The 24,354-nt window shown below is 67.5% G+C and carries 25 protein-coding genes; 14 read left to right on the top strand and 11 right to left on the bottom strand.

The annotated features are described in order from the left end of the window. Positions 1 to 83 precede the first annotated feature (83 nt). Positions 84 to 1,532 (bottom strand): DHA2 family efflux MFS transporter permease subunit, encoded by a 1,449-nt coding sequence (locus AB0P21_RS30130; RefSeq protein ID WP_363700690.1) that lies wholly within the window; start codon positions 1,530 to 1,532, stop codon positions 84 to 86. A gap of 58 nt (positions 1,533 to 1,590) precedes the next feature. Further along, positions 1,591 to 2,226 (bottom strand): DUF624 domain-containing protein, encoded by a 636-nt coding sequence (locus AB0P21_RS30125; RefSeq protein WP_363700688.1) that lies wholly within the window; start codon positions 2,224 to 2,226, stop codon positions 1,591 to 1,593. A 79-nt stretch (positions 2,227 to 2,305) separates the two neighbouring features. On the opposite strand from AB0P21_RS30125, the gene AB0P21_RS30120 reads away from it, so the two are divergent. The 8 genes from AB0P21_RS30120 (at position 2,306) to AB0P21_RS30085 (ending at position 9,307) form a co-directional block, all read left to right on the top strand. Further along, a complete protein-coding gene (locus tag AB0P21_RS30120) occupies positions 2,306 to 3,385 on the top strand; it encodes a substrate-binding domain-containing protein (RefSeq protein ID WP_363700686.1) in 1,080 nt (359 codons plus the stop codon). A gap of 37 nt (positions 3,386 to 3,422) precedes the next feature. Further along, the gene (locus AB0P21_RS30115) at positions 3,423 to 3,827 is read left to right on the top strand and encodes a hypothetical protein (RefSeq protein ID WP_363700684.1); all 405 of its coding nucleotides are present in this window, start codon (positions 3,423 to 3,425) and stop codon (positions 3,825 to 3,827) included. Positions 3,828 to 3,885: 58 nt separating this feature from the next. Beyond that, positions 3,886 to 4,296: a hypothetical protein gene (locus tag AB0P21_RS30110; protein ID WP_363700682.1), complete on the top strand. Its 411-nt coding sequence runs from the start codon at positions 3,886 to 3,888 to the stop codon at positions 4,294 to 4,296. Further along, a complete protein-coding gene (locus AB0P21_RS30105) occupies positions 4,293 to 5,498 on the top strand; it encodes a hypothetical protein (protein WP_363700680.1) in 1,206 nt (401 codons plus the stop codon). The genes AB0P21_RS30110 and AB0P21_RS30105 overlap by 4 nt, the downstream gene beginning before the upstream one ends. A 101-nt stretch (positions 5,499 to 5,599) precedes the next feature. Beyond that, the gene (locus AB0P21_RS30100; protein ID WP_363700678.1) at positions 5,600 to 6,007 is read left to right on the top strand and encodes a hypothetical protein; all 408 of its coding nucleotides are present in this window, start codon (positions 5,600 to 5,602) and stop codon (positions 6,005 to 6,007) included. Positions 6,008 to 6,193: 186 nt separating this feature from the next. Beyond that, positions 6,194 to 7,471, top strand: coding sequence for an extracellular solute-binding protein (locus AB0P21_RS30095; protein WP_363700676.1), 1,278 nt, complete (start codon positions 6,194 to 6,196; stop codon positions 7,469 to 7,471). Beyond that, positions 7,468 to 8,409 carry a sugar ABC transporter permease gene (locus AB0P21_RS30090; RefSeq protein WP_363700674.1) on the top strand — a complete coding sequence of 314 codons (942 nt, stop codon included), beginning with the start codon at positions 7,468 to 7,470 and terminating at the stop codon, positions 8,407 to 8,409. Before AB0P21_RS30095 ends, AB0P21_RS30090 begins: the two co-directional genes overlap by 4 nt. Further along, the gene (locus tag AB0P21_RS30085) at positions 8,402 to 9,307 is read left to right on the top strand and encodes a carbohydrate ABC transporter permease (RefSeq protein ID WP_363700672.1); all 906 of its coding nucleotides are present in this window, start codon (positions 8,402 to 8,404) and stop codon (positions 9,305 to 9,307) included. The genes AB0P21_RS30090 and AB0P21_RS30085 overlap by 8 nt, the downstream gene beginning before the upstream one ends. A 304-nt stretch (positions 9,308 to 9,611) precedes the next feature. On the opposite strand, the gene AB0P21_RS30080 is transcribed toward AB0P21_RS30085, so the two are convergent. Continuing rightward, positions 9,612 to 10,163: a TetR-like C-terminal domain-containing protein gene (locus tag AB0P21_RS30080; RefSeq protein WP_363700670.1), complete on the bottom strand. Its 552-nt coding sequence runs from the start codon at positions 10,161 to 10,163 to the stop codon at positions 9,612 to 9,614. A 71-nt stretch (positions 10,164 to 10,234) separates the two neighbouring features. Between AB0P21_RS30080 and AB0P21_RS30075 the strand changes: the two genes are divergently transcribed. Then, entirely contained in the window at positions 10,235 to 11,029 is a 795-nt protein-coding gene (locus AB0P21_RS30075; protein ID WP_363700668.1) for an MBL fold metallo-hydrolase, read from the top strand. On the opposite strand, the gene AB0P21_RS30070 is transcribed toward AB0P21_RS30075, so the two are convergent. Genes AB0P21_RS30070 through AB0P21_RS30060 form a run of 3 tightly spaced genes read right to left on the bottom strand, consistent with a single transcriptional unit; the run spans position 11,013 to position 14,290 of the window. Beyond that, positions 11,013 to 12,398, bottom strand: a complete 1,386-nt coding sequence (locus AB0P21_RS30070) for a sugar ABC transporter substrate-binding protein (RefSeq protein ID WP_363700666.1) — start codon at positions 12,396 to 12,398, stop codon at positions 11,013 to 11,015. The genes AB0P21_RS30075 and AB0P21_RS30070 overlap by 17 nt on opposite strands. Positions 12,399 to 12,405: 7 nt before the next feature. Continuing rightward, entirely contained in the window at positions 12,406 to 13,362 is a 957-nt protein-coding gene (locus AB0P21_RS30065) for a carbohydrate ABC transporter permease (protein WP_363700664.1), read from the bottom strand. Positions 13,363 to 13,372: 10 nt separating this feature from the next. Then, the gene (locus AB0P21_RS30060; protein WP_363700662.1) at positions 13,373 to 14,290 is read right to left on the bottom strand and encodes a sugar ABC transporter permease; all 918 of its coding nucleotides are present in this window, start codon (positions 14,288 to 14,290) and stop codon (positions 13,373 to 13,375) included. 133 nt (positions 14,291 to 14,423) lie between these two features. Here AB0P21_RS30060 and AB0P21_RS30055 point away from each other — a divergent pair, with 133 nt between their 5' ends. Genes AB0P21_RS30055 through AB0P21_RS30045 form a run of 3 tightly spaced genes read left to right on the top strand, consistent with a single transcriptional unit; the run spans position 14,424 to position 16,982 of the window. Then, complete coding sequence (locus AB0P21_RS30055; RefSeq protein WP_363700659.1) at positions 14,424 to 15,596, top strand: ROK family transcriptional regulator; 1,173 nt, start codon at positions 14,424 to 14,426, stop codon at positions 15,594 to 15,596. A gap of 34 nt (positions 15,597 to 15,630) precedes the next feature. Then, positions 15,631 to 16,338 carry a phosphatase PAP2 family protein gene (locus AB0P21_RS30050; RefSeq protein WP_363700655.1) on the top strand — a complete coding sequence of 236 codons (708 nt, stop codon included), beginning with the start codon at positions 15,631 to 15,633 and terminating at the stop codon, positions 16,336 to 16,338. Next, the gene (locus AB0P21_RS30045; protein ID WP_363700653.1) at positions 16,275 to 16,982 is read left to right on the top strand and encodes a phosphatase PAP2 family protein; all 708 of its coding nucleotides are present in this window, start codon (positions 16,275 to 16,277) and stop codon (positions 16,980 to 16,982) included. The genes AB0P21_RS30050 and AB0P21_RS30045 overlap by 64 nt, the downstream gene beginning before the upstream one ends. Here the strand turns inward: AB0P21_RS30045 and helR are convergent. Beyond that, positions 16,963 to 19,140 carry an RNA polymerase recycling motor ATPase HelR gene (helR, locus tag AB0P21_RS30040; protein ID WP_363700651.1) on the bottom strand — a complete coding sequence of 726 codons (2,178 nt, stop codon included), beginning with the start codon at positions 19,138 to 19,140 and terminating at the stop codon, positions 16,963 to 16,965. The genes AB0P21_RS30045 and helR overlap by 20 nt on opposite strands. Position 19,141: 1 nt before the next feature. Then, positions 19,142 to 20,347 carry a glycosyltransferase gene (locus AB0P21_RS30035; protein ID WP_363700649.1) on the bottom strand — a complete coding sequence of 402 codons (1,206 nt, stop codon included), beginning with the start codon at positions 20,345 to 20,347 and terminating at the stop codon, positions 19,142 to 19,144. 236 nt (positions 20,348 to 20,583) lie between these two features. Between AB0P21_RS30035 and AB0P21_RS30030 the strand changes: the two genes are divergently transcribed. Together AB0P21_RS30030 and AB0P21_RS30025 are read left to right on the top strand one after the other, a co-directional pair. Next, the gene (locus AB0P21_RS30030) at positions 20,584 to 20,907 is read left to right on the top strand and encodes a YciI family protein (RefSeq protein WP_363700647.1); all 324 of its coding nucleotides are present in this window, start codon (positions 20,584 to 20,586) and stop codon (positions 20,905 to 20,907) included. Then, entirely contained in the window at positions 20,904 to 22,133 is a 1,230-nt protein-coding gene (locus AB0P21_RS30025; RefSeq protein WP_363700645.1) for an RNA polymerase sigma factor, read from the top strand. Before AB0P21_RS30030 ends, AB0P21_RS30025 begins: the two co-directional genes overlap by 4 nt. Positions 22,134 to 22,531: 398 nt before the next feature. On the opposite strand, the gene AB0P21_RS30020 is transcribed toward AB0P21_RS30025, so the two are convergent. The 3 genes from AB0P21_RS30020 to AB0P21_RS30010 form a co-directional block, all read right to left on the bottom strand. Then, the gene (locus AB0P21_RS30020) at positions 22,532 to 23,272 is read right to left on the bottom strand and encodes a hypothetical protein (protein WP_363700643.1); all 741 of its coding nucleotides are present in this window, start codon (positions 23,270 to 23,272) and stop codon (positions 22,532 to 22,534) included. Positions 23,273 to 23,438: 166 nt separating this feature from the next. Further along, on the bottom strand, positions 23,439 to 24,194 hold the full coding sequence (locus AB0P21_RS30015; RefSeq protein ID WP_363700641.1) for a class I SAM-dependent methyltransferase: 756 nt from the start codon (positions 24,192 to 24,194) through the stop codon (positions 23,439 to 23,441). Further along, on the bottom strand, positions 24,191 to 24,313 hold the full coding sequence (locus AB0P21_RS30010; protein WP_363700639.1) for a hypothetical protein: 123 nt from the start codon (positions 24,311 to 24,313) through the stop codon (positions 24,191 to 24,193). The genes AB0P21_RS30015 and AB0P21_RS30010 overlap by 4 nt, the downstream gene beginning before the upstream one ends. Positions 24,314 to 24,354 lie beyond the last annotated feature (41 nt).

Genomic DNA, 24,354 nt, shown 5'->3' with positions numbered 1-24,354 from the left:
GCCGCATCGCACATCCTTCCTTATCCCGCGGACAGAAGACGACTACCGCCCCCGCCCTGTGGACAACGGACCCGAATCCGGTACTACGAACCGTCGCGCGCCGGCCGCATCACGGTGCAGGCGATCACGACCGCGGCGGCGACCAGCACAGCGGCGATCGCGAAGGAGAGGTGGAATCCGCTGGTCAGCGCGTCGAGTACCGGAGTACCGGCTGCTGCCAGCGTCTCGGTCCGGGTCGCCGAGAGCGTCGCCAGGACGGCCAGCCCGAGCGCGGCGCCGACCTCGCCCATCGTCCCGATCAGACCGGACGCGAGACCCGCGTCCTCGGGCTTCACGTCAGCCATCGACAGCCCCATCAGCGCCGGGAAGCAGATGCCGCCGCCGAGGCCGAGCAGGAAGAGCACCGGCATCACGTGGACGAAGTAGTTGCCGTTGACGGGAGCCTGGGTGAACAGCGCCAGCCCGACGACGATCAGCGACAACCCGCCGATCAGCGGCCGGCGCGGCCCGAACCGGGTCACCAGCTTCTCGGAGTACCGGACCGACAGCAGGCCCATCACGAGGGTGGTCGGCAGGAACGCCAGGCCGATCTCCAGGGCGTCGTACCCGAGCACGCGCTGCAGGTAGAGCGAGCCGAGGAAGAAGATGCCGAACATGCCCGCGCTGGACAGCGCCTGGATCAGATTCGCACCGCTCAGGGTGCGCGAGCGGAAGATCCGCAGCGGGACCAGCGGGTTGTCCGCGGTCGCCTCGCGGACGACGAAGCAGGCGAGCAGGGTCAGCGTCAGCAGGCTGAGCGCGATCGTCCGCGGCGCGGTCCAGCCCAGCTCGGCGGCCGGCTTGACGATGGTGAAGACGCCGACCATCAGCGCTGCCGTGATCAGCACCGCACCCGGTACGTCGGTACCGCGGCCGAACCCGATGCCCTTGTCCTTCTCGATCAGCTTGACCGCCGCCAGCACCGCCGCGACCCCGATCGGCAGGTTCACGAAGAAGATCCAGTGCCAGCTGATCGCCTGAGTCAGTACGCCGCCCGCGAGCAGCCCGATCGAGCCGCCGGCCGAGGCGACGAAGGCGTAGACGCCGATCGCCTTGGCCTGCTCGCGCGGTTCGGGGAACAGCGTCACGATCATGCCCAGGATGACCGCCGAGGTGAGCGCGCCGCCGACGCCCTGCAGGAAGCGCGCGATCACCAGCACCTCCGCCGAGGTGGCGAGTCCGCAGAGCACCGAGGCGACGGTGAAGACCACCAGACCGGCCACGAAGATGTTCCGCCGGCCGAGCAGGTCGCCGAGCCGGCCGGCCAGCAGGAGCAGGCCGCCGAAGGCGATCAGGTACGCGTTCACCACCCAGGCGAGGCTGGAGCTGGTGAAGCCGAGGTCGTCCTGGATGGCCGGCAGCGCCACGTTCACGATGGTGACGTCGAGGACGATCATCAGCATCCCCGCGCAGAGTACGTAGAGGGCCGGCCAGCGCGAGCGGCCGCCCTGGGAGGCCGGCGTCTTCGCCAGAGTGTCGGTCGTCGCGTACATCGGGTGCTCCTTCTGGTCCGGTGAGGTCCCTTACACCTCTACGTCGAACCAGCTGGGCTCAGATTGACACGTCCGGAGAATCTTTTTCCGCCGGCTTGGTCCGGGTCCGGGCGATCCAGTAGCCGATCAGCCCCGGGACCAGTCCGGATCCGATCGCGAACAGGGTCGGCAGCTGGGAGACCAGCGCGAACCAGGTGAGCAGCGCGATCACGCCGCCGGCGACGGCGAGTGAGCGGCGCAGCAGGAAGAGGTTGGCCTCGCGGAACAGGCTCTTCGGCGTACTGGTGTCCGGCGCGGCCGGCAGGACGGCGAGCGCGCTGAGGTACAGGCCGACGATCATCCCGGTCAGCGGGATCAGAACGGCCAGCGCGGCGACCCGGATCGCGCCGTTCGCGTTCGCCCAGAACAACAGGCCGAACGCGAGCGCGATACTGCCGAAGTACAGGCCGAGCCCGGCCAGCCAGAACCGCGAGAAGGCCCACTTGAACTGCTGGAAGAAGCGGCGCAGCAGCTGCGGATGCTCCTGGCTGAGGGCGTCCGGCAGCACCCGCTGGAGCGCGAACGCGGCCGGGTAGAGCGTGACGACGCCGACGCTCAGGACGAGGAAGACGAGCTGCAGCATCAGCAGATCGCCGATCACCGTCAGCTTCGCCAGCACGGCGTTGGTTCGGCCGGCCCCACCGGTCTCGCTCACGCGTTCTCCTTCAGCTCGGATCTCATGATCGTATGATCACAAACAATCAGATCCGGAACACCGCCCCCGGAGGACCCGCATGCTTGCACCGGAACGCCACGAGCTGATCCTGCGCAGCCTGCGCCGGCACGGCCGGCTGCGGGTCGCCGAACTGGCGGCCGAGCTGGGCGTTTCCGCGATCACAGTACGCCGCGACCTGGCCGAGCTGGACACGGCGGGACTCCTGCGCCGGGTGCACGGTGGGGCGATCGGTACGACGCCCGCCCCGGTCCGCGGCGTCCAGGGCAGCCCCGGGAGCCAGCTGACCATCGGCATCATCGTGCCGAGCTCGACGTTCTACTACACCGACGTGATCCGCGGCGCCGAGGCGATGGCCGAGCGGTACGGCGCCCGCCTGGTGCTCGGTGTCTCGGGGTACGACGTGGCCGTCGAGCAGGAGCGACTCGAGAAGGTCCTCGGAATCGGCGTGGCCGGCCTGCTGCTCAGTACTGCGCTGGGCGACGGCCGCGCAGCCGAGGCGGCCAAGATGCTGGACGCGATCGACGTACCGGTGGTGCTGATGGAGCGCGCGTTCGGATTCCCCGACGCGACCCGCGAGTACGACCACGTCCGCACGGACCACGCGCACGGCGCGCTGCTCGCGCTGCGCCACCTCGTCTCGCTGGGCCACCGGAAGATCGGCATCAACCTGAACGCCAGCGTCACGGCGTACTGGCTGCGGGAGGGGATCGCCCGCGCCGCCGAGTCGCTCGGCGTGGAACTCTTCGTCTCCCCGGTCGCACTCCCCGCCCGCGGCGAGGACCCGACCACCCTCGCCCAGCACGACGCCTTCATGGCCGAATGCGAAGCCTTCGGCGCCCGCGCCGCCCTGGTCCACTCCGACGAACACGCCGCCCGCCTGACCGAACGAGCGATGGAACGCGGCCTGCGCATCCCCGACGACTTCGCCATCGTCGCCTACAACGACGAAACCGCCGCCCTGGCCGTCATCCCCCTCACCGCCGTCTGCCCACCCAAACTCACCCTCGGCGAAACCGCCTGCGAACTGTTGCTCCGCAAACTCAAGTCCGCGCCTCTCCCGACGCAGCATCTGAGCCTCTTGCCGGAGCTGAAGATCCGCTCGTCCTGCGGCGCACTCCCTGCACCCCAGTGGGCCTGACGCCCGATAGATTTGGGCCACCCGCGAGGAGGATCGAATGGACTACGACCAGTTCGACATCGAGTTCAGACGTGTCCACAAGGCTGCTGGTGGCGGCATGAGCAAGAAGTTGCTGCAGGCACAGATCGGCCGGCTCCGTCGGCTCGCGGAGACCATCGAGGACCCCCGTGCGCGCGAGAACGCGGGGTACGACATCGCCATGCTCGATGACCTCCTTGCCCACGACGAGGACCCGCCGCAGTCGGCCCTGATGACCGAAGCCTTCGACGTCTACCGAAAGGCGGCGGCGAACAGCGGAAGCACGGCTGACCGGATTGCCCGGGTGGAGGCAGGCATCGAGGACATCGAGCACATCGCGGACCGGGCGCCCGTCGACGAGCAACTGTCGATCGGCAGTCTCAACGAGTCGCTGTACATGCTGATCAGCGCACTTCGCGCCTGAGATCGCCCGTATTCCGGTTAGGTTTGAGTTCACGAATCGTCAGGAAGGGAGCGCACCTGTGGACTACGACGAGTTCAAGGCTGACTACCAGCGGGTTTTCGACTCGATCGACAACCAGCCGGCCGGCCACTTCGCGCCCGACCTGGCGCGCTTGAAGGCCAAGGCCGCCGCGATCGAGTCACCCAAGGATCGGCGTACCGCGGAGAACCAGATCGCGACGATCGAGGACGTGCTCGCGTACGACGACGAACCGCCGCTGTCCCCTGCGATGGCGGACGCGATCCGCGCGCACACCAGGGCCAGCGCGGGTGATGGCACGAACCAGGAGCGAATCGCTCGGGCAGAAGCGGGAATGGCCGAGATCGGCCGGATCGCCGAGGCCGCCGACCCAGCTGAGCAGGCGTCGATCCTGACCATGAACGAGTCCCTCTACATGCTGATCATGGCGCTGGAACCTGATCCGCAGTGAAGGTCAACAGCCACCAGGAGTTGATGGCTGAGCAGGCGAACGCCGCTGTCCGCATCTCCGGCGCCCACCACTCGTCCTGGAACGGCCGCCTCGACGTCACCGCCCCGGACCGGAAGGTGCGCGGGTCGGTCAAGTGGGACAACACGATCGAGTACTCCGATCGGTTGGTGAACGAGCCACTGCGCGAGATGTTCGACAATGCGCGATCTCACAACCAGGATCCGCAGACCCTGCAGTCCTACCGCGAGGCCGTGAAGACGGTCCTGCACGAGAACACCCATGTGCTTGCGGCCGAGGGCACGCAGCACAGCGACGCCAAGGACGCCTTCCAGAACCCCAGCGTGAGGGCGCTCGAGGAAGGCGTCACGGAGCTCTACAGCTACACCAACGTGGACCGCTACATCGACGATCTCGGCCTGGAGGAGATCGCTCCAGGGATCGGTGCCGCAGATGCCAACCGGTCGTACAAGCAATACGTACCGGCGGCCGAGACTTTCACCAAGGGCATCTCCCGTGAGAGCGGCGTCGACAATGACGAGGTCGTGCGGCGCCTGGCTGTGGTGAACGCGGAGCAGAAGTTCCGGGTGGCCGCGGAGACGCTGTACGACAACAGCGATCTGCCTGGACTGGTACCGGAAGCGGGGCGAGAGGCGGCGCTGCAGCGTATCGAGACCGCTATGCGGCCGGACTTCGAACCTCTGCCGGATCTGGACAAGTCAGACGACCAGACGCTGCGGCGCGCGTCGGCCAAGGCCGGCGGACGCGCGGTGAATGCGGGAGTCGCAGAGGTCGAAGCGATTCGCAACCAGTGGTCTGCTCCGCAGCCCGGACAGCGCGTCGAACGTGGACCTCAGCAGCAGGCGACCCAACAGACTCAGAACAACCCGAGGTTGGCGCAAGGCAGTCAGGGGCAGGTACAAGGCACGGAGACCACCCAGGCGATGGAGCCGCAGCAAGCGCAGGCGTCAGGGCAAGCGCGGCAGTCGGGGCAGTCTCAGCAGCCGGTGCAAGTTGGTGCGCAGTCGGGTGGTGGCGGTCAGCAGGCTGCGCAGTCGCCCGAACTGCAGCAGGCGATGCGGGCCGGGCTGAGCGGGTCAGCTCCGATGTCGTCGGCCCGGCAGTTGGCGGCTGGGGAGCAGGGATCTCGGCGAAGCGGAGCGCAGGGCGGCCAGGAGCGGCAGGGGCCTGAGCGCGGCGAGTGACTGCCGAAGCAGGCTGATCCCGCAATCGGCGCGTACGCAGTACCGCGTCAGGCCTCGCGATCGATAGATTCCGCCACCAGAGCCACCCCGAGGAGGCCCGGATGGACTACGACCAGTTCAATGCGAAGTACCGGCAGATCTTCGACTCGGTCGAGAGTCAGCCGAGCGCGTACTTCGCGCCTGACATCGCGCGGCTGAAGCTGCTCGCGGCCGAGCTGGAGGATGTCCACGAGCGGACCGAGGCAGAGAACCTCATCGCTGACCTCGAGGGTGTTCTCGAGTACGAAGCCGAGCCGCTCTCACCCGCGATGGTGGAGGCTGTCCGTGCCCACGCCAGGGCAGACGCCGCCACCGGTACCCCGGCCGAGCGCATCGCTCGCCTGGAGGCGGGTATGGCGGAGATCGCCCGCATCGCGGCAACCGCCGAGCCTGCCGAGCAGGCCTCCATCCTGGAGATGAACGATTCGCTGCACATGCTGATCGGCGCCGTGCGATCCGACCTGGGCTGAAGGTCACCAACTACCGGGCGTTCTGCGTGGAACTCTGATCACCCCTGTTCCGTAACTGATCGAATTTGATCATTCGAGCGCCCGCCTCTTGACGGGAAAGCCCTTTCCTCATACTTTCGCTGCACTTGGTGGTCTGGTCGTCACACGACGGGCGCGGGCCCCGCTCGGCAGCGAAGGAGTTCCCCTGTGAGACGTGGTGCCCGGAGTGGATTGGTGGTGCTGGCCGCGGTGCTCGGCCTGGCCGCCAGCAGTTGTGGCAACGGGGTGATCGACAAGTCCACGGACGGCGTGCCGCCGGCCGAGGCGACCGGGACGTTGCGGGTGCTGATCCCGTCCTTCCCGCCCAGCACCAAGGGGCGGGAGGAGTTCGACAAGGTCGTCGCCGACTTCAAGAAGGCCTACCCGAAGATGAAGGTCGAGCCCGACTTCGCGACCTACGGCAACCTGAACGAGAAGATGTCGACCTCGATCGCGGCCGGTATCCCGTACGACGTGATGGTCACCGGCGTCGGCTGGGTGCAGACCTTCGCGTCGAAGCGGATCTTCGCCGACCTCGCGCCGTACGGCGTCACGCCGGATCTGATCCGGGAGAAGAGCATCGGCGCGCTGATCCCGTCGGCGACGTACGAGGACAAGCTCTACGCCTATCCGCTGGTCGCCGACGCCCGCGCCGCCGCGCTGCGGATCAGCGCCTTCAGGGAGGCCGGTCTCGACCCGGACAAGCCGCCGACGAACCTGGCCGAGCTGAAGGTCGCCGCGGAGAAGCTGACCAAGCGCAACGCCAAGGGCACCATCACCCGGTCCGGGTTCGACCTGGCCGCGCCGACCAGCTTCCGGCAGACCTACACCACCCTGCTGGCCTCGACCGGCACCCCGCTGTACCTCGACGGGCAGCCGAACTACAGCAACGAGAAGGGCCTCGAGGTCCTCAACTGGCTGAAGTCGATGATCAACAACGTGCAGCCCTACGGTCAGCAGAACCCCTCCCAGCAACCCCTCGTGCTGACTGGTGACGCCGCGATGGGAATCGTCGGAGGCGCGGTCGACTGCTCCGAGAAGGGGATCGGCCAGAAGAACTGTGACGACCTGAAGTTCTTCCGGTTCAACAATGGCAAGGAGATCGAGTTCGTCGGTGGCGACCTGGCCTCGATCGGATCGCGCAGCCGGCACAAGGAAGCCGCCTGGTCGTTCATCCAGTCGCTGACCAAGCCCGAGTCGGTGGACGCGGTCGCCAAGCTGAACCGCAAGATCCCGGCGTACAAGGACGCGGTCAACTCGCCGCAGGCGAAGTCGAACCCGCTGAGCAAGTTCGTCGCCGGTGGTCTGGAGCTCGCCATCTACGAGGGCGGGTCGGCGAACTGGCTGGAGATGCGCGCCAACTTCGACTCCCAGCTCACCCAGGCGGTCCTCGGTCAGAAGGATCCCGCCAAGGTGCTGGCCAACCTGGCAGGACAGTCCCGATGAGCGCCACTCTCGAACGCCCCGCGCCGACCGTCAGCGCCGGTCGCCCCGCCCCGGCCAACGCCAGCCGCAAGCTGATCCGCAGCCAGGTCCGGACCGGCTGGATGCTGCTCGCCCCCGCGTTGCTGCACTCCGGGATCTTCATCGTGATCCCGGTGATCGCCGCGATCACCCTGAGCTTCACCGACTACAGCTTCGGCGACTCCTGGTCCTGGGTGGGTTTCCAGAACTACACCGACCTGTTCCGCGACCAGGACTTCCTGGCCGCGCTGAAGAACACGGTCCTGTACGCGATCGTCGTGATCCCCGTCTCGATGGCGATCTCGCTGGCGATCGCGATGGGCCTGAACCAGAAGATCCGTGCGATCGGCTTCTTCCGTACCGCGTTCTACCTGCCGACGGTCACCGCGACGGTGGCGATCGCGACCATCTGGCTGTGGATCTACAACCCGGGCTCGGGCCTGGCGAACGGGTTCCTGAGCCTGTTCGGGTTCGCCCCCGGCCGCTGGCTGTCGGACCCGAACACCGCGCTGCCGTCGTTGATGGTGGTCGGCATCTGGCAGGGACTCGGTACGAAGATCATTATCTACCTGGCTGCCCTGCAAGGCGTTTCGCGCGACCTGCTCGAGTCGGCCGCGCTGGACGGCGCGAGCCGGTGGCAGAAGTTCGTCAACGTCACCTGGCCGGCGCTCGGACCGGTGCAGTTCTTCGTCCTGGTCACCTCGATCGTCGGCACCTTCCAGGTGTTCGACCTGGTCTACGTGATGACGAAGGGCGGTCCCGGCACCGAGACCACGGTGCTGGTGCTGGACATCTATCAGAACGCGTTCCAGGCTCTGCGACTCGGCTCAGCGTCCGCCGAGACGGTGATCATGATGATCCTGATCGCGGCGTTCATCGGGCTCGGACGCCTGCTCCAGAAGGCGGATGTCAATGACTAGCGCAACGATGACCGGTCCGATCGTCGGCTCCAAGCCGCCGGCCGAGCGGGCCGGCCGGATCCTGCTGTACGTCGCGCTGAGTCTCGGCGCGCTGGTGATGATCACGCCGTTCGTCTGGATGGTGCTGACCGCGTTCAAGAGCGACCTGGAGATCGCCAAGTTCTCCTGGCTGCCGGGCGAGCTGCGCTGGCACAACTTCGTCGAGGCGATGCAGACGGCGCCGTTCCTGCGCTACTTCCGCAACAGCCTGTTCATCGCGGTCGGCGAGACGGCGTTCACGCTGGCAGTCTGTACGACGGCCGGCTACGCGCTGGCGAAGCTGCCGATCCGCGGCTCGAAGGCGCTGCTCAGCTACTTCATCCTGCTGCTGCTGGTGCCGTTCCAGATCATCCTGGTGCCGCTGTTCCTGATCGTGAAGTCGATCCCGCTGTTCGGCGGCAACAACATCCTCGGCCAGGGCGGCATCGGCTGGCTGAACTCCTGGTGGGGTCTCATCATCCCGCTCGGCGCCGCGCCGCTGTTCACCTTCCTGGCCAGGCAGTTCTTCGTCTCCCTCCCGAACGAGCTGGCCCAGGCGGCCCGCGTCGACGGGCTGGGCGAGTTCGGCATCTTCTGGCGGATCATGGTGCCGCTGGTGAAACCGGCCCTGATCACCATCTGCGTGTTCCAGATCGAGGCGGCCTGGAACGGTTTCCTCTGGCCACTGATGATCACCACGTCGGACTCGATGCGCCCACTGCAGCTGGGGCTGGCGATCTTCGCGCAGAACCCGGCGGAGATCCAGTGGCCCTACCTGATGGCCGGTACGGCGCTGGCGACGCTGCCGATGATCGTGATGTTCATCTTCGCCCAGAAGCGCTTCGTCGAAGGAATGGCGAACGTGGGAATCAAGGGCTGACAGCCCCGGGAAGTCCCCTCCGCAGGTGCTCGCCCCGCCCCGGGCGAGCACCTGCTGGGGCCCCCTCCACTTTCACCGGCGATCCCGAAGAAGCGCCGGAGCGTCCACTTGCCCCCCTCAAGACCAGGACCGCTCAACCTTTTATCGTCACAACCTGAAGGCCGTTACACCTTTCTCCACAATTTCCCTGATTCCCAGGACTTTTTCCGCCCAGGCACCCTTTTGACCGCATTTTCACTACCGGTCGAATCAGGGCCTTAACTCTCCGTGACAATGAAACAGAAAATCCCGTACTTCGGATGCTTCAGCCGAGGTGGGTGCGGATGATTCCGGGGATCAGCGTGGCGGGGTCGGTGTCCAGCAGTGCCAGCGCGTTGGTGATGGTGAGGGTGGCAAGGCCGTGCAGGTTGGTCCAGAGGGCGATGGTCCGGACCTGGGGGTCGGCGGCGCCGGATTCAGCGATCAGGGCGGTGATGGTGGCCAGCAGCGGGAGCGAGGTCTCGCGGAGATTGCCGCCGGCGCCTTCGAGCAGGTCGTGGCGGAAGATCAGCTGGAACATCGCCGGGCGGTCCTGGGCGAACTGCAGATAGCGCCGGCCGAGGTCGATCAGCTGAGTCTCGGGAGTGCTGCCAATAGGGGAGCTGAGGGCTGAGGCCAGGTCGGTGAGACCGGTCGCGGCGATGGCGGCGAGCAACGCGTTGTGGGTGGGGAAATAGCGCCGGGGCGCACCGTGGGAGACGCCCGTACGCCGGGTGATCGCGCGCAGCGACAGCTCGGCCAGGCCCTCTTCTTCGAGGAGTTCGACGCCGGCCGTGACCAGTCTGTCCCGCAGTGAGGTTCCGTCCACAGTAGACATTGTCTAGCATTTTCCGGCTGACCCCGGCCGCTGGTGCACTGGCCCTGGGGAGCCAACCCGAGGGAGGCGCAATGCAGGTCGGTGGAATCCGGGTGGACGCGATCAGCGACGGGACGTTCAGCGTGCACCCGAAGTACTTCGGCGCCGGCGTCCCCGCCGACGCGCGGCCGGAGTTCTTCGCCCGCCACAACCTCGCCTGGCTGCCGATCGGGTGCTTCCTGATCCGCACGGACGACCGCACGATCCTGGTCGACGCCGGCCTCGGTCCCGACCAGGACGACCTCCCGCACGGCATGCGCCTGGTCGGCGGCCAGCTCTTCGTCGGCCTCAACACGCTGGGGATCAGCGCCGCGGACATCACCGACGTCGTCATCACGCACTTCCACACCGACCACATCGGCTGGCTCTTCGACCTAGCGGCTGAGCCGATCTTCCCGAACGCCAAGCTCTGGTACGGCGCCGCCGACTGGGACTACTTCGTCAACGGCCCCGGCGACATCCGCACGCACATCCGCGAAGGCTTCCTCACCCACGCCTCCCGCCAGCACCCGCTCACCCAAGACGCCACGGTCACTCCAGGCGTCACCGCAGTACTGACTCCCGGACACACTCCCGGCCACCTCTGCGTCTCCATTGCCTCAGGCAACGAATCGTTACTCCTCCTCGGCGACGCGATCACCTGCCCGATCCAGCTCGCCGAACCCGCCTGGCACTCGTACGGCGACGTCGACGCCGCCACCGCCGACCGAACCCGCCAGGCCCTGTGGCAGCAGCTGAGGACCACCCCAGGTGTCGGCGCCCACTTCCCGAGCCTCGTCGGTGGCCGGGTCTCCCCGGCCACCGACTGGACTACTGCGCGACTTTGAAGAGGTCGTCCAGTTGGGTGTTGAGTTTGCTGAGCGAGCCGATCGGTGAGCTGCCGATGTAGACGGCGTCCAGGCGGGGCGCCATCAGGGCGGCGATGTCGGCGGCGTTGGTGGTGACCGGGAAGAGGAAGGTGGTTTTGTCCTTCACCTGCTGGGTGAACGGGGTGACGTCGAGTTTGCGTTCGTTCTTGTTGAAGGCGATCGCGAGATCGGTGCCGGCCGGGCGGGCCGGGAAGACGACGCCGGACTGGCCGATGATGTTCTGGCACTTGTCGCCGGACAGGAACTTCACCCACTTCGCCGCGTTCTCGGGTTGCTTGGACAAGCTGGTGACCGAGTCGGCCAGCCCGTTGAACATCGAGGCCCGTTTGCCGGTCGGGCCGATCGGGGTGGGGGCCAGGCCGATCTCCAGCTTCTTGCCGGCGGCGTCGGTCAGCTTGGTGAAGGTGGAGATCATCCAGGAGCCGCTCAGCCCCATCGCCGCCGTACCGGACTGGATCTGCTTGTCGGTGCCGATCGAGTTGGCGCCGCCGATCTCCTCGTAGCTGGCCATGTAGCCCTTCTCGACCAGGCCGAAGTACCAGCTCAGCGTGTCCTGCAGCTCAGGCTTGTCGAGGTTGAACTTCGTGCCCCACGGGTTCTTGTCGGTGGCCTGCCAGCCGGCGCTGCCGGTGAACGCCGACCACTGGGTCTGCCCCCAGCCGCCGCCGCCCGAGCCCTCGGAGGCGAGACCGTGGGTCTTCACCTTGGTCTTGTCGAAGCCTGGCTCGTCACCGCGTTTTCCGGCCGTGTCGATGGTCAGATGCGCGACCAGCTTCTCGAAGCTGCCGCCGTCCTGGGGATTCCAGTTCAGCGTCTGCAGCTCGGCCGGATCCACACCGGCCGCCTTGAGTGCGGCGGTGTCGTAGAAGATCGCGATCGTGTCCCAGTCCTTCGGGGCGCCGTACCGCTTTCCGTCCTGGCCTTTCCACAGCTCCGCCAGGCCTTCCTGGTATTCGCCGTCCTGCAGATCACTGGTCGGACCGAGATCGTCGAGCGGTCGCAGGACTTTCAGATCGACGTACTGCGCAAACTTCGACAGGTGATCGGTGAAGACGTCCGGAGCGGTGTCGGCGATGAACCCCGCGGTGAGCTTCGACCAGTACGCATCCCACCCGTACTGCGAGATGTGGATCTTCAGCTCAGGATTCTCCTGCTGGAACGCGTCGGCGCACTTCTGGTAGCCGGGTTGCTGCCCGGAGTCCCACAGCCAGTACTCGATGGTGCCGTTGGCGCTGCCGCCCGCGCCGCCGCTGCAGGCCGTCAAGGTGCTCGCGACCAGGACGGCGCCGACCGCCGCCGCCCGGATCCGTTGCCTGAATGTCGTCATGACGTCCTCACTTGATCCCGCTGAAGCCGATGGAGTTGACGATGCGCTTGGCGAAGAGCATGAACAGCAGCAGCATCGGCAGCGCGGCGACCAGGGTGGCCGCCATCAGGCCGGACCAGTCCGGGCCGGTCTGCGGGGTCTGCGACTTGAACACGCCGAGCGCGACGGTCAGCACCCGGGACTTGTCGGTGTAGCTGACCATCAGCGCCCAGAAGTACTCGTTCCAGGACGCGATGTAGGTGAGGATCGCCAGCGTGGTGATCGGCGCCATCGACATCGGGATGATCAGCCGGAAGAACACCCTGGTCTTCGAGGCGCCGTCCATCAGCGCCGCCTCCTCCACCTCGCGGGAGATGCCGAGGAAGAACTGGCGCAGGAAGAACACCGCGAACGGCGTCATGAACATGGTCGGCAACGCGATCCCGAGCAACGTGTCCACCAGGCCCAATTGCTTGATCAGCACGAAGTTCGGCAGCAGGGTGAAGATCGCCGGGATCATCAGGCCGGCCAGGAAGAACGCGAAGAACTTCTCCCGGTGCTTCCACTGCAACCGGGCGAACGCGTACGCCGCCATCGCGGAGAAGAACACCTGGCCGACGGTGATCAGGGTGGCGACGACGACCGAGTTGAACAGGTAACGCCAGAAGTTGATCGCCTGGCCGGCGCCGCCCGCGTCGATCGCTTCCTGACCGGTCTGCAGCCCGAACACCCGCTCGAACCCGCCGGCCGAGGTCTGGACCGGCAGCAGGCTGTCGGACCCGGCGTACAGGGCGTTGTTGCTGGACAGCGCGGTCCGCAGCATCCAGTAGAACGGGAACAGGCTGACGAGGATCACCAGGATCATGAAGGTCCAGGCGAGCGCCCGGCCGACGTTGAAGCGCCGTCCTTCGGGTGGGTGCACAGCCCGTACTACGGCCGGTCGTGGTGTCGCGGTCGCGACATCCGGGGTGGTGTCGGTGGTCATGGTCGCCTCCTCAGGCCAGGTCGGACGACGAAGCGCGGGTGAGCCGGTACTGGACGAACGTGATGATCACCAGCACCGCCAGCAGCGCGACCGACATCGCCGACGCGTAGCCGAACTGGAACCGCCCGAAGGCCACGTCGTAGATGTAGAACTGCAGCACCCGGGACGAGTCGACCGGTCCACCCCGGGTCGCGATCGCGACGGTGTCGAACACCTGGAACGAGCCGACCACGGTGATGATCAGGACGAGCGAAAGGATGGGCCGCAGCAACGGGACAGTGATGCTGCGGAACATCCGTACTTCGCCCGCCCCATCGATCCGGCCGGCCTCGTAGACCGTCTCCGGGATCGTCTGCAGCCCCGCGAAGATCAGCAGCGCGGTGTAGCCGACGTGCCGCCAGACGTTGATCAGCGCGATCGTCGGGATCACCCACGCGTCCGAGGACAGGAACGGGATCCGGTCGATCCCGACCGCGGCCAGCAGCGTGTTCCCGATCCCGAGCTGGTAGTCGAGGATCCACAGGAACACCATCGCGGCGACCACGTTGGAGACCAGGTACGGCGTGAGCACGATGCCGCGCAGCCAGGTCTTCTGGGTCAGCCGCTGCATCATCACCGCGATCACCAGCGCCAGCACGGTCTGCAGGCCGATGTTGAGGATCACGTAGTACACGGTCACCTTCATCGAGTTCCAGAAGACCGGGTCCTGGACCATCCGGACGTAGTTGTCCAGGCCGTTGAACTCGGGCGGGGTGAGCAGGTTGAACTTGGTGAAGCTGAGGTAGATCCCGCGCAGGGTCGGCCAGACCAGGAAGACCGTGAAGCCGATCAGGGCGGGCAGGATGAAGAGCAGTGCGAGCCGCGTGTCGTCACGCGGTCCGGTCCGGGCCCGGCGGGCGGCCGGCCGGGTCGGGGTCGTGGTGGCCATCGGATCTCCTTGCCGGAACGGCGGCACGCGGCCGGCGATGAGGGGTGCCGGTCTGCGCTCAGAGCTATTTACAGTCAGATTGAAAATAAGTCATAGTGTCGAGTGTGACAAGGGTCACCAGTAAACTGATCGGGTGGCAGTGACGAGCACGTCCGCGCGGTCGGCGCCCGAGAGACTGTCCGCGGGGGAGCTCGCCGTGACGCAGCTGCTGCTGACGCACGGTCCGGCCACCCGGGGCGACCTCGGCGACCGGCTCAACCTGTCCTATGCCTCGATGTCGCGGGTCGCCCGCTCGCTGATCGGCGGCGGGATCGCGGTGGAGGATCTCGAGCCGCCGTCCGCGATCGGGCGGCCGCGGCAGATCCTGACCGCGGTACCGGGAGCCCGGCACGTGGTGGGGTGCAAGCTGACCAGCGATACGGCGTACGGCGTGGTCTGCGATCTGTTCGGCGAGGTGAAGGCGACCGCGCGCGCCGCGTTGCCCGAGCCGGACGCCGACGGGGTGGTGCCGGTCGCCGCGACGGCCAAGGTGATCGCCCAGCTCGCTGCCAAGCTCGGCCGCAAGGTGCCGGCACTGGACGGGATCGGGGTGTCGATCGGCGGCGTGGTCGAGGACCAGTCGATCGTCGTGGAGGGCACCTTCCTCGGCTGGCGCGACGTCGACCTGGCCACTCCGCTCCGCGAGCGGACCGGGCTGCCGGTGATCATCTCCAACGATGTCGCCGCCCTGGCACGCGAAGAGCTGTGGTTCGGCGCGGGCCGCACCCACTCGACGTTCGGCCTCATCACGGTCGGCGCGGGCCTCGGGTTCGGCGCTGTCCGGGAGGGCATTCCGGTCGCCAAGACGATCGACAACGGCCACTTGCTTTCCCACTCGCCGGTGGACACCCGAGGCCCTCGCTGTGCCCTCGGGCATCGAGGCTGTGTCGCGGCCTACCTGAACCGGGAAGACGTCGAAGCCCAGGCATCGGCCGAGGCCGGGCGACCGGTGACCTTCGCCGATCTGATCGAGGCCCGCGCGGCCGGCGATCGTTCGGCAACTGCTCGCCTGGACGCCGCGGCCCGAGCGCTGGGACATCTGGTGTGCACGTTCGCCGGCGCGCTGCAGACCACGTGCATCGTGCTGGCCGGCGAAGACGTCGCAGTACTGGCTGACACCGCCTCCATGAACAAGGTCATCGCCGACCGCCTCCGCCCGGGCCAGGCGGAGACCCAACGCTGCAGCCTGGACATCTCCACGGCGTCGCTCACCTTCACCGACTGGGCGCGCGGCGCCGCCGTCACCACCACGCAGGCGATTCTCTGATTACGCGGTGGCCTTCGCGGGCACTGCGTACCTGATGACGACACGGGGCTCGACCAGGACAGCCGCCTCTCGGACGCGGAGTTGGCGGCTGCTGCGCGGTGTCCTCGCGATGGCCGTGTTCGCGCTGCCGGTGCTGCTGCTCGGGTTCGCGGTGCGGCAGCAGTTCGATCCGCTGATCCGCGCCGACGAGGCGGCGATCAGGGACGCCACGGGGTACAGCATCAGTCACGGACTGGTGCCTGCGCTGCATGTGGTGCAGGTGGTCAGCCTGCCGGTCATCATGTACTCCGTCGCGGTGGCGATCACGCTGTGGGCCTGGCGGGTCAAGGGTTTGAAGGGCAGGGCGTTGTGGGCGCTGGTCACGATGATGGTCGGCTGGAGCATCGGCGCGCTGGCCAAGATCGTCGTCCAGCGGGCCCGGCCGATCGTCGACGACGCGGTGCCGCATGCCGAGGGGTACTCGTTTCCCTCAGGTCATGAATTGAACATCACTGTCGCGGCCAGCGTCATGGTGTTCCTGCTGTGGCCACTGCTCTCGACGACCGGCCGCAAGGTCGCGATCGGGGTGTCCGTGCTGGCGGTCATCGTGGTCGGGCTGGACCGGGTGTTCATCGGGGCGCATTTCCCGTCCGACGTGGTGGCGGGTTTCATCCTCGGCGTAGGGATCGTGTTCTCATCATGGATCGGTTTCATCGGAAAGACGGCGGCGATCTCCTCACCCGCGCAGTCGCCCCAGGGATAGCCCTCGGCGGCCTGATCGTTGGTGGCGGATTCGCCCTGAAGGGGCCACTCGACGGACTGGCGAAGTCCGAGGAGTCGGTGAACAAGGACCTGGCGGCCGACCGGACCGGCACCTGGAACACCATCACGCAGGTCTGGTCCCACATCGGCAACACGGAGTACGTGATCGGGGTCTGCCTCCTGGTCGCGGCGATCCTGCTGTGGCGCACCCGCGACTGGCGGCTGGCCGTCGTACCGGTGATCGCGATCGCGATGCAGGGCCTGATCTTCCTGATCACCTCCCATGTCGTCGACCGCGACCGCCCACCGGTCGACAAGCTGGATCCGTCGCCACCGACCGCCAGCTACCCCAGCGGCCACACCGGCGCCTCCACCGGCCTGTACGTCTCCCTCGCGCTGCTGGCCCTCGCGATCCACCGCAGCTGGCTGCGCACCCTGACGATCATCGCCTGCCTCGCGATGCCGCTCCTGGTCGCCTTCGCCCGGCTCTACCGAGGCATGCACCACGTCTCGGACATCACCGCGGGCCTCCTCAACGGAGCAGTCTGCGCACTCCTCGCCTACGCCTGGTACCGCCACCGAACCCGAAGCGGCCGTGGTGCCGGCCGCCCGGGCTCGGCGCGTCTCACTTCTCGCCGGAGGTAAGGATGGCGAGCTGCTGGGTCGCGCGGGTCATGGCGACGTAGCGGTCGACGGCTCCTTCGATGCCTTCGCCGAAGGAGTCGGGGTCGATCAGGACGACCAGGTCGAACTCCAGACCCTTGGAGAGCTCAGGGGTCAGTGAGCGGACTCGCGGGGTGTCCTGAACCAGGCCGGCGTCGGTGGTGATCACGCAGGCGATGCCCTCCGCGTGCTCGGCCAGCCAGGTGTCGAGGATCGGCTGCAGGTCCGAGACCGGGCCGTGGACGACCGGGATGCCGCTGGTGCGGATGGAGGTCGGGACGTTGGCGTCCGGGAGTACGGCGCGAATGACGGGCTCGGCCTCCGTCATCACCTCTTCCGGGGTCCGGTAGTTGATGGTCAGCGAGGCCAGGTTGATGCGGTCGAGGCCGATCCGCTCGAGGCGTTCCTGCCAGGTCTCCGTGAAGCCGTGCCGGGCCTGGGCGCGGTCGCCGACGATGGTGAAGCTGCGGGACGGGCAGCGGAGCAGCAGCATCTGCCATTCAGCGTCGGTCAGCTCCTGCGCCTCGTCCACGACGATGTGCGCGAACGGGCCGGCCAGCAGGTCCGGGTCGGCGGCGGGGATCGCGGTGATGTCGACCAGGGACTCCTGGATGTCCTTCCCGCGCAGCATCGGGATCCAGCCCTCGTTGTCGTCGTCGGCCTCGATGATGTGGTCGATCACCGCGGACATCCGCTCGCGTTCGACCGCCGCGGCCGCCTGCTGCCGGCGCTTCCGTCGAGAAGCTTCCGGATCGCCGAGCCGCTGGCGCGCGGCATCCAGCAACGGCAGGTCGGACGACGTCCACGCCTGGGGGTCCGAGCGCTGGAGCTTCTTGACCTCGTCGGGGCTGAGCCAGGGCGCGCACATCCGCAGGTAGGCAGGCACCGACCAGAGGTCGCCGACCAGGTCGGTCGGCTCGATCAGCGGCCATGCCTTGCCGAACGCGTCGACCAGATCCTCGTTCTGCTGCAGGGATTTGCGGATGAGGTCGATCGAGAGGTCCTCGTCCTCGTACGCCTCCTCGTGCTTGTCCAGCAGGATCGTGAGCAGCTCGTCCCAGACCTGGTCGCGCGCCTCGTTGTGCGGTGTTGTGGGCTCGGCCGACCCGAAGGCCTCGGCCCAGTCGGCAGCGCTGAGCCAGACGTCGGCCCAGTGCGTCTCGACGGTCATGCCCTTGGTGGGCGCTTCCTCGTACAGCCTGACGGCCGGCTCGATCGCCTTCACCATGTCCGCGGTCGCCTTGAGCCGGGCGATCTCCGGGTCCGGCTCGGCCGGCGCCCACTTGCCCTCAGGAAGGAGATCTCGCAGCGTGCAGGTCTGCACACCTTCCTCGCCGAGGCTGGGGAGGACGTCGGAGACATAGGCCAGGTACGGCTGATGCGGACCGACGAACAGTACGCCGCCACGCCGGTCGCCCAGCCGCGGATCGGAGTACAGGAGGTACGCGGTGCGGTGCAACGCGACGACTGTCTTGCCGGTACCGGGACCGCCGTCGACGACCAGGGCGCCGCGCGACCCGGCCCGGATGATCGCGTCCTGGTCGGCCTGGATGGTGCCGAGCACGTCGCGCATCCGGGACGAGCGTTCGCTGCCCAGGCTGGCGATGAAGGCGGACTGGTCGTCGAGCGCGGCGGCGTGCCCGGCGAACCCGTCCTCGGTGAAGATCTCGTCCCAGTAGTCGTTGATCCGGCCGCGGTTCCACCGGTACCGGCGACGGCTGGCGAGACCCATCGGGTTGGCGTGCGTCGCGCCGAAGAACGGCTCGGCCGCGGGCGAACGCCAGTCGATCAGCAGCCGGCGGCCGTCGGTGTCGGTGAGGCCGAGACGTCCGACGTACAAGGGCTCCCCGTCGTCCGCGCTCACCATGTGGCCGAGACAGAGGTCCAGGCCGAAGCGGCGCAGGGCGCGGAGCCGGGTGGTCAGCCGGTGCACCTCCAGATCGCGATCGAGTGCCTCCTGGCCTTCGCCGCCGGGCGCTTTGCGGGTCTCGTCGAGCCGCTCGGACAGGTCGGCGATCGACTGCTCGAGGCTGGTCGCGATCGCCGCGAAGTGCTTCTCGTCACCGGCGATCAGCGCCGGGTCAGCCTTGGCGCTGAGGTTGCTGGGAAGGTCGAATGCGCTGGTTGTCAGCGGGCTCACGTCAGCGGCTCCCATCGAGCAGCAGCTTGGCGGCCACTGCCGTTCCGTCGGTCCGAATCATGCTGGCTACTTCTTTCGCCCGTACGCCGGTTGCAGGGGCGAGCGCCGTCTTGAGGGCGGCCGTGAGCGACTCGTTGGTCGGAGTCGGGCCGTCGTGCGCCGCGCCAATCCCGAGGTCGGCCACGCGACCGGCCCAGTACGGCTGGTCGGCCGCCTGCGGCACCACAACTTGCGGTGCACCGGCTCTGGTGGCGGTCATCGTGGTGCCCGAGCCGCCGTGGTGCACGACCGCGGCGACGCGGGTGAAGAGGGCCTGCTGGTTGATCTCGTCGACCACGAAGCAGTCGTCCGCGTCGTCGACCAGGGAGAGCTCGGCCCAGCCGCGGCGGAGTACCGTCCGGCGTCCTTGCGCACGGACCGCCTCGAGGGCGATCTGCGCCGTGTCCGTGGTCGAGCGCATCGGCATGCTGCCGAAGCCCACGAACACCGGTGCCTCGCCCGCCTCGAGGAACTCGATCAGGTCATCGGGCAACGGCCGCTCGTCCGGCAGGATCCACGAGCCGGTCTGGACGACGTCGAACCGCGACGACTCCTGCCAGGGGTCGAGGACCGGATCGGTCGCCAGCCAGGGCCGGTCGCCGATCGCGAAGTCGCGGATGTTGTGCACCGGCGCGAGGCCGTGCTCGACCCGGTTGCTGTTCAGCCCGTCGACGAAGAACAGATCGTTGCTCTCAGCATCCAGCTCCCAGAGCTTCTCGTTGTCGGTCACCTCCGGCGGGAACGGCCGGCCGGGCAACGCCAGCGGCTCATGTGTCGGCGACGGCAGGGTGAGCTGCTGGAAGGTCACCGAGACCGAGCGGATGCCGAGCTTCTCGGCCACCGACAGCGCACCGGCCTGGGCCGGCAGCATGCCGGTCGCCACCACCACGTCGTACCCCTTGGCCGCCTCGCCGATCACCTCGAACTGCGCGGTGATCAGCTCGGCCGCGTGCTCGGGGATCGACGACGGCGGCGGCGCCGACTGCGTCAACGCCCGCGCCGACCGCCCGATCGGCACCATCGGCACCCCGAACCCGGCCAGCAGCTCGGCGAAGTCGGGCGGCGCGCAGACCAGCACCTCGGCTCCCTGCCGCTGCAGCTCCAACGCCAGCCCGAGCACCGGCTCGACGTCCCCACGCGACCCGTACGTGGACAAAAACACTCTCATCCGTGCTCCCCGATTCGGTCGAGATTCTGACTACGAGGAGTGATTCTCCGGCACAAATGGGGGCTTGCGGCAACCCCGGGGGTGCGCTATAACTTAGGAGTGGAAAGAGGTGTTTCTCTCTTTCCGCTTTTTTTATGCCCTGATTCGGGTGCTGTTGTCGGATCGGGGCGATGGGGTTCGTAGTACGGGTAACAGGCCGCCTACGAACGGGCGACCCCGGAGCACGGGAGACGAGCATGCAGTACTTGGTTTCGGTGATCGACGACAAGGTCAACCCCGGCAGCACCGACCGGCAGCCGGAGATCAGCGCGTTCAACGAGAAGCTGATCGCGGAGGGCTACTGGGTGTTCGCGGGCGGTCTGGCGGACACCAACGCGGCCACGGTGATCGACAACCGGGGCGATCAGGCGGTGTTCAGCGACGGGCCGTTCGTGGAGTCGAAGGAGTACCTGGCCGGCGTCTGGGTGTGGGAGGCCCCCGACCTGGACGTGGCGCTCAAGCTCGCCACCGAGGCGTCGAAGGCCTGCGACCGCAAGATCGAGGTGCGACCGTTCCAGTGAGCGATGTCGACGAGGCGATCATCCGGGTGCACCACGAGGAGTGGGCACGGGTGGTGGCATCCCTGACCAAGCGGTTCGGCGATCTCGACATCGCCGAGGAGGCGGCGGCCGAGGCGTTCGCGGTCGCCGTCGAGAAGTGGCCGGCGGACGGCGTACCGCCCAATCCCGGCGCCTGGCTGACCACCACCGCGAACCGCAAGGCGATCGACCGGATCCGGCGCGAGAGCAAGCGCGACGACAAGCAGAAGGAGGCTCAGATGACGTACGACGACGACCCGCCCGAGTCTCTGGGCGCCATCGACGACGAGCGGCTCCGGCTGATCTTCACTTGCTGTCACCCGGCGCTGGCGATGGAGACCCGGATGGCGCTCACGCTGCGCATGGTCGGCGGCCTGACCGTGCCCGAGATCGCCCGCGCCTTCTTGGTCCAGGAAACGGCGATGGGGCAACGAATCACCCGCGCGAAGTCGAAGATCAAGGCGGCCGGCATCCCGTACCGCGTGCCCTCCGCCGAGGACCTCCCGACCCGCGTCTCCGGCGTACTCGCCGTGCTCTTCCTTGTCTTCAACGAGGGCTACCTGGCGACCAGTGCCGACACCGACCCGGTCCGCCACGAACTGACCGCCGAAGCGATCCGCCTCACCCGCCTGATCCGCGCCCTGATGCCCGACGACGGCGAGGTGGCCGGCCTGCTGGCCCTGATGCTCCTCACCGAAGCCCGCCGTACTGCGCGCATCTCAGCCACCGGCGAACTGGTCACCCTGGTCGAGCAGGACCGCGGCTCCTGGGACACCGCCCTGATTGCCGAAGGCCACCACTTGGTCCGCGAACGCCTGGCCACCGGCGTACGCCCCGGCCGCTATCAGGTCCTTGCCGCGATCAACGCCGTCCACACCTACGCCCGCGCCGTCGCGGACACCGACTGGTCGCAGATCGTTGCCCTGTACGACCAACTGACCCGCCTCGACCCCTCACCCATCGTCGCGCTCAACCGCGCTATCGCAGTCGCCGAACTCGACGGCCCTGAGGTCGCGCTGTCTGCTGTCGACCGGCTGGACGACAAGCTCTCGACGTACCACGCCTACCACGCCACCCGCGCCGACCTCCTCCGCCGCCTGGGCCGCAGCGCGGAGTCCCGCAAGGCCTACGACCAGGCGATCTCCTTGGCCGGCAACACCGCCGAGACGGCATATTTGACCCGCCGCCGCGACCAACTGGGCTTATGATGCTCGAGATGAAGAACAACGCCTCATATGGAACGGAGGAATCGTTCGCGCAAGGTGAGTGCTGATGCACCCTTCCGCAGACACGATTTCTCCCCGCTTGTTGATGTGGCACCGCGTACGCGAGTACGCCGTGCCACCCGCCATGATCGAGACCGCGACCGCACGCCGTAAGGTGCTCCGGCTTTGCCCAGGCACTCCGATCGCGGACTCGCCCTGACGTGATCGTCGCCCTGACAGACGGTCAGACGCCTTGGCCCACCGCCCGGCCAACCTGCCGGACTGTTGTCGGTCTGTTCGCGCGCCCAGTGAGCGAGGTAGACGAGGAAGACCCGGACTATGCCCCGGACACCCCACCGCACTGGGCTCGCGTCATCACCATCAACTGAGGTCTGGTCGGATCAGGACTTCCCGCTGGCGGTGACGTTGGCGGAGAAGTTGGTGACGGCCAGCCCTGTGCCGCCGTTCCAGGGTTCGAATCCGGCTTGGATGCTGGTCAGGTACCAGGCGGTGGTGACCTGGGTCCGGGCGTCGACGTCCCGGACGAAGTCCAGCACGTTGAACGACAGACTGGCGATCGTCGAGGGTGCGACGTACGAGACGACGTCGTTGCCGCCGTTGTTGCCGCGCCAGACCTGCCACGACCTGCCCGCGATCGTGGTGGTGCCGACCGCGCTGCCGACCGGCTGGATCGGCCCTTGGCGGTTGAGCCAGATCATGATCTCCATCTGGTTGACGCCGGTCGTCTTCGGCGTCGGGTCGAGCCAGATGTCATAACTGGCGTCGTAGGTGCCGCCGACATACGTGTAGTTGATCGAGGTGTTCGCGCTGCTGATCCGGCTCACCTGCCGCGGCAGGTTGGTTCCCGGCGAGCAGTTGCCGTAGTGGCAACCGAGATAGACCGACGGGTACGACACCGGCGCGCCGTTGGTCGGCGCCGATCCCTGCTGAGACGTGATCCGGAAACCGGTCGAGGTGACGTTGATGCACTGCTCGGCGCTCGTACCCCACCGGTTGTTCTGTACGACGTACTTCCCGCCGATGGTGGTGGAGCCGTACTGCTGGCAAATGAGGGTGTCGGCCTGCGCCGGCCCGGTCGAGATCAGCGAAACGGCCACGGTCGCCGCGGCCATGAGCAACATTGCGGGCTTCTTGAACACACGCGCCTCCAGGTGAGGTCGGCCTGCCTGACCTCACCAGAGTCGCCAGGCAGCAGCCGCATCCGGACTTCCGCGGCCTCGGCCAACCTCGCACTTCACTCGATGACCGCGGCAGTGGGTGAAACGTTTAGGAAGCCATCGCCTGCGATCAGGCGGACTCGCAGACGCAGAGTTGAATCGGCGCGTCCAAGGCAAAGGGCCGACCGGACCAGTCGCCGAGGCGCTCGACCAGCCGAAGGCCGCCGAGCGAGACGAGCAGCGGCAGTTCCTGCGGGAAGATGCTCCTTATTTCGAGCGGTGCGACCACGAAGTCGGGTGCGGCATCGGTCGAGAGGTACCACGTGCCGCGGGTGACCTGCGCGGCCGCATCGTAGGTCTCGGCGACATCGACGCTGACGGTGCCGCGGTCAGGATCCAGGAACGACAACGACTCCCGGGTACGCCGTACGCCGTCCGCTTCGGCGAGGAGTCGCACGCTCGGATTGAACACGTCGAAGACGAACCGCGCGCCAGGTGCCAGGTGTCCGCGAACCGACCGGAAGCAGCTCACCAGATCCTCAGCCTCCTGGAGATGCAGGAGAGAATTGGCGGTAATGAACACAAGGCCGAAGGTGCCGTCCAGATCGAAGTCCCGCATGTCGCCCTGCGTCCACTCGACCGCTACACCGCGCTCGTCCGCCTTGCGCTGAGCCTCGGCCAGCATGTCCGCCGAGAAGTCCAGGCCGACGCTCGGATGCCCGTCGGCCGCGATCGGGATCAGCTTGTGCCCGGTACCGCACCCGAGTTCCAGTACGCGCCCACCCTGCCGATCGGCCTCGGCCCGGTAGTAGTCGACCGCCGGCCCACCACCCGGGAACATCAGGTCGTACAGCCTCGCGTGCGAGTAGAACTCCGCACTCGTCAAGCGCCCGCTCGTTCCTGCTCGGCCTTCGTCCTGGTGAGAAGGACGACCGTACTGCCGGCCTCGTCGGCCGGCACGTACGGCGTGAGCAGCAACCGCGCGGTCCGCAGCGTCGGAGTCATGCGCCGGACGCTATCCGCACCTCAACCGGCCGGCAACAGAA

The sequence above is a fragment of the Kribbella sp. NPDC056861 genome (assembly GCF_040687575.1).
Classification (GTDB): domain Bacteria; phylum Actinomycetota; class Actinomycetes; order Propionibacteriales; family Kribbellaceae; genus Kribbella.
This window is presented reverse-complemented; position numbering and strand designations above follow the sequence as displayed.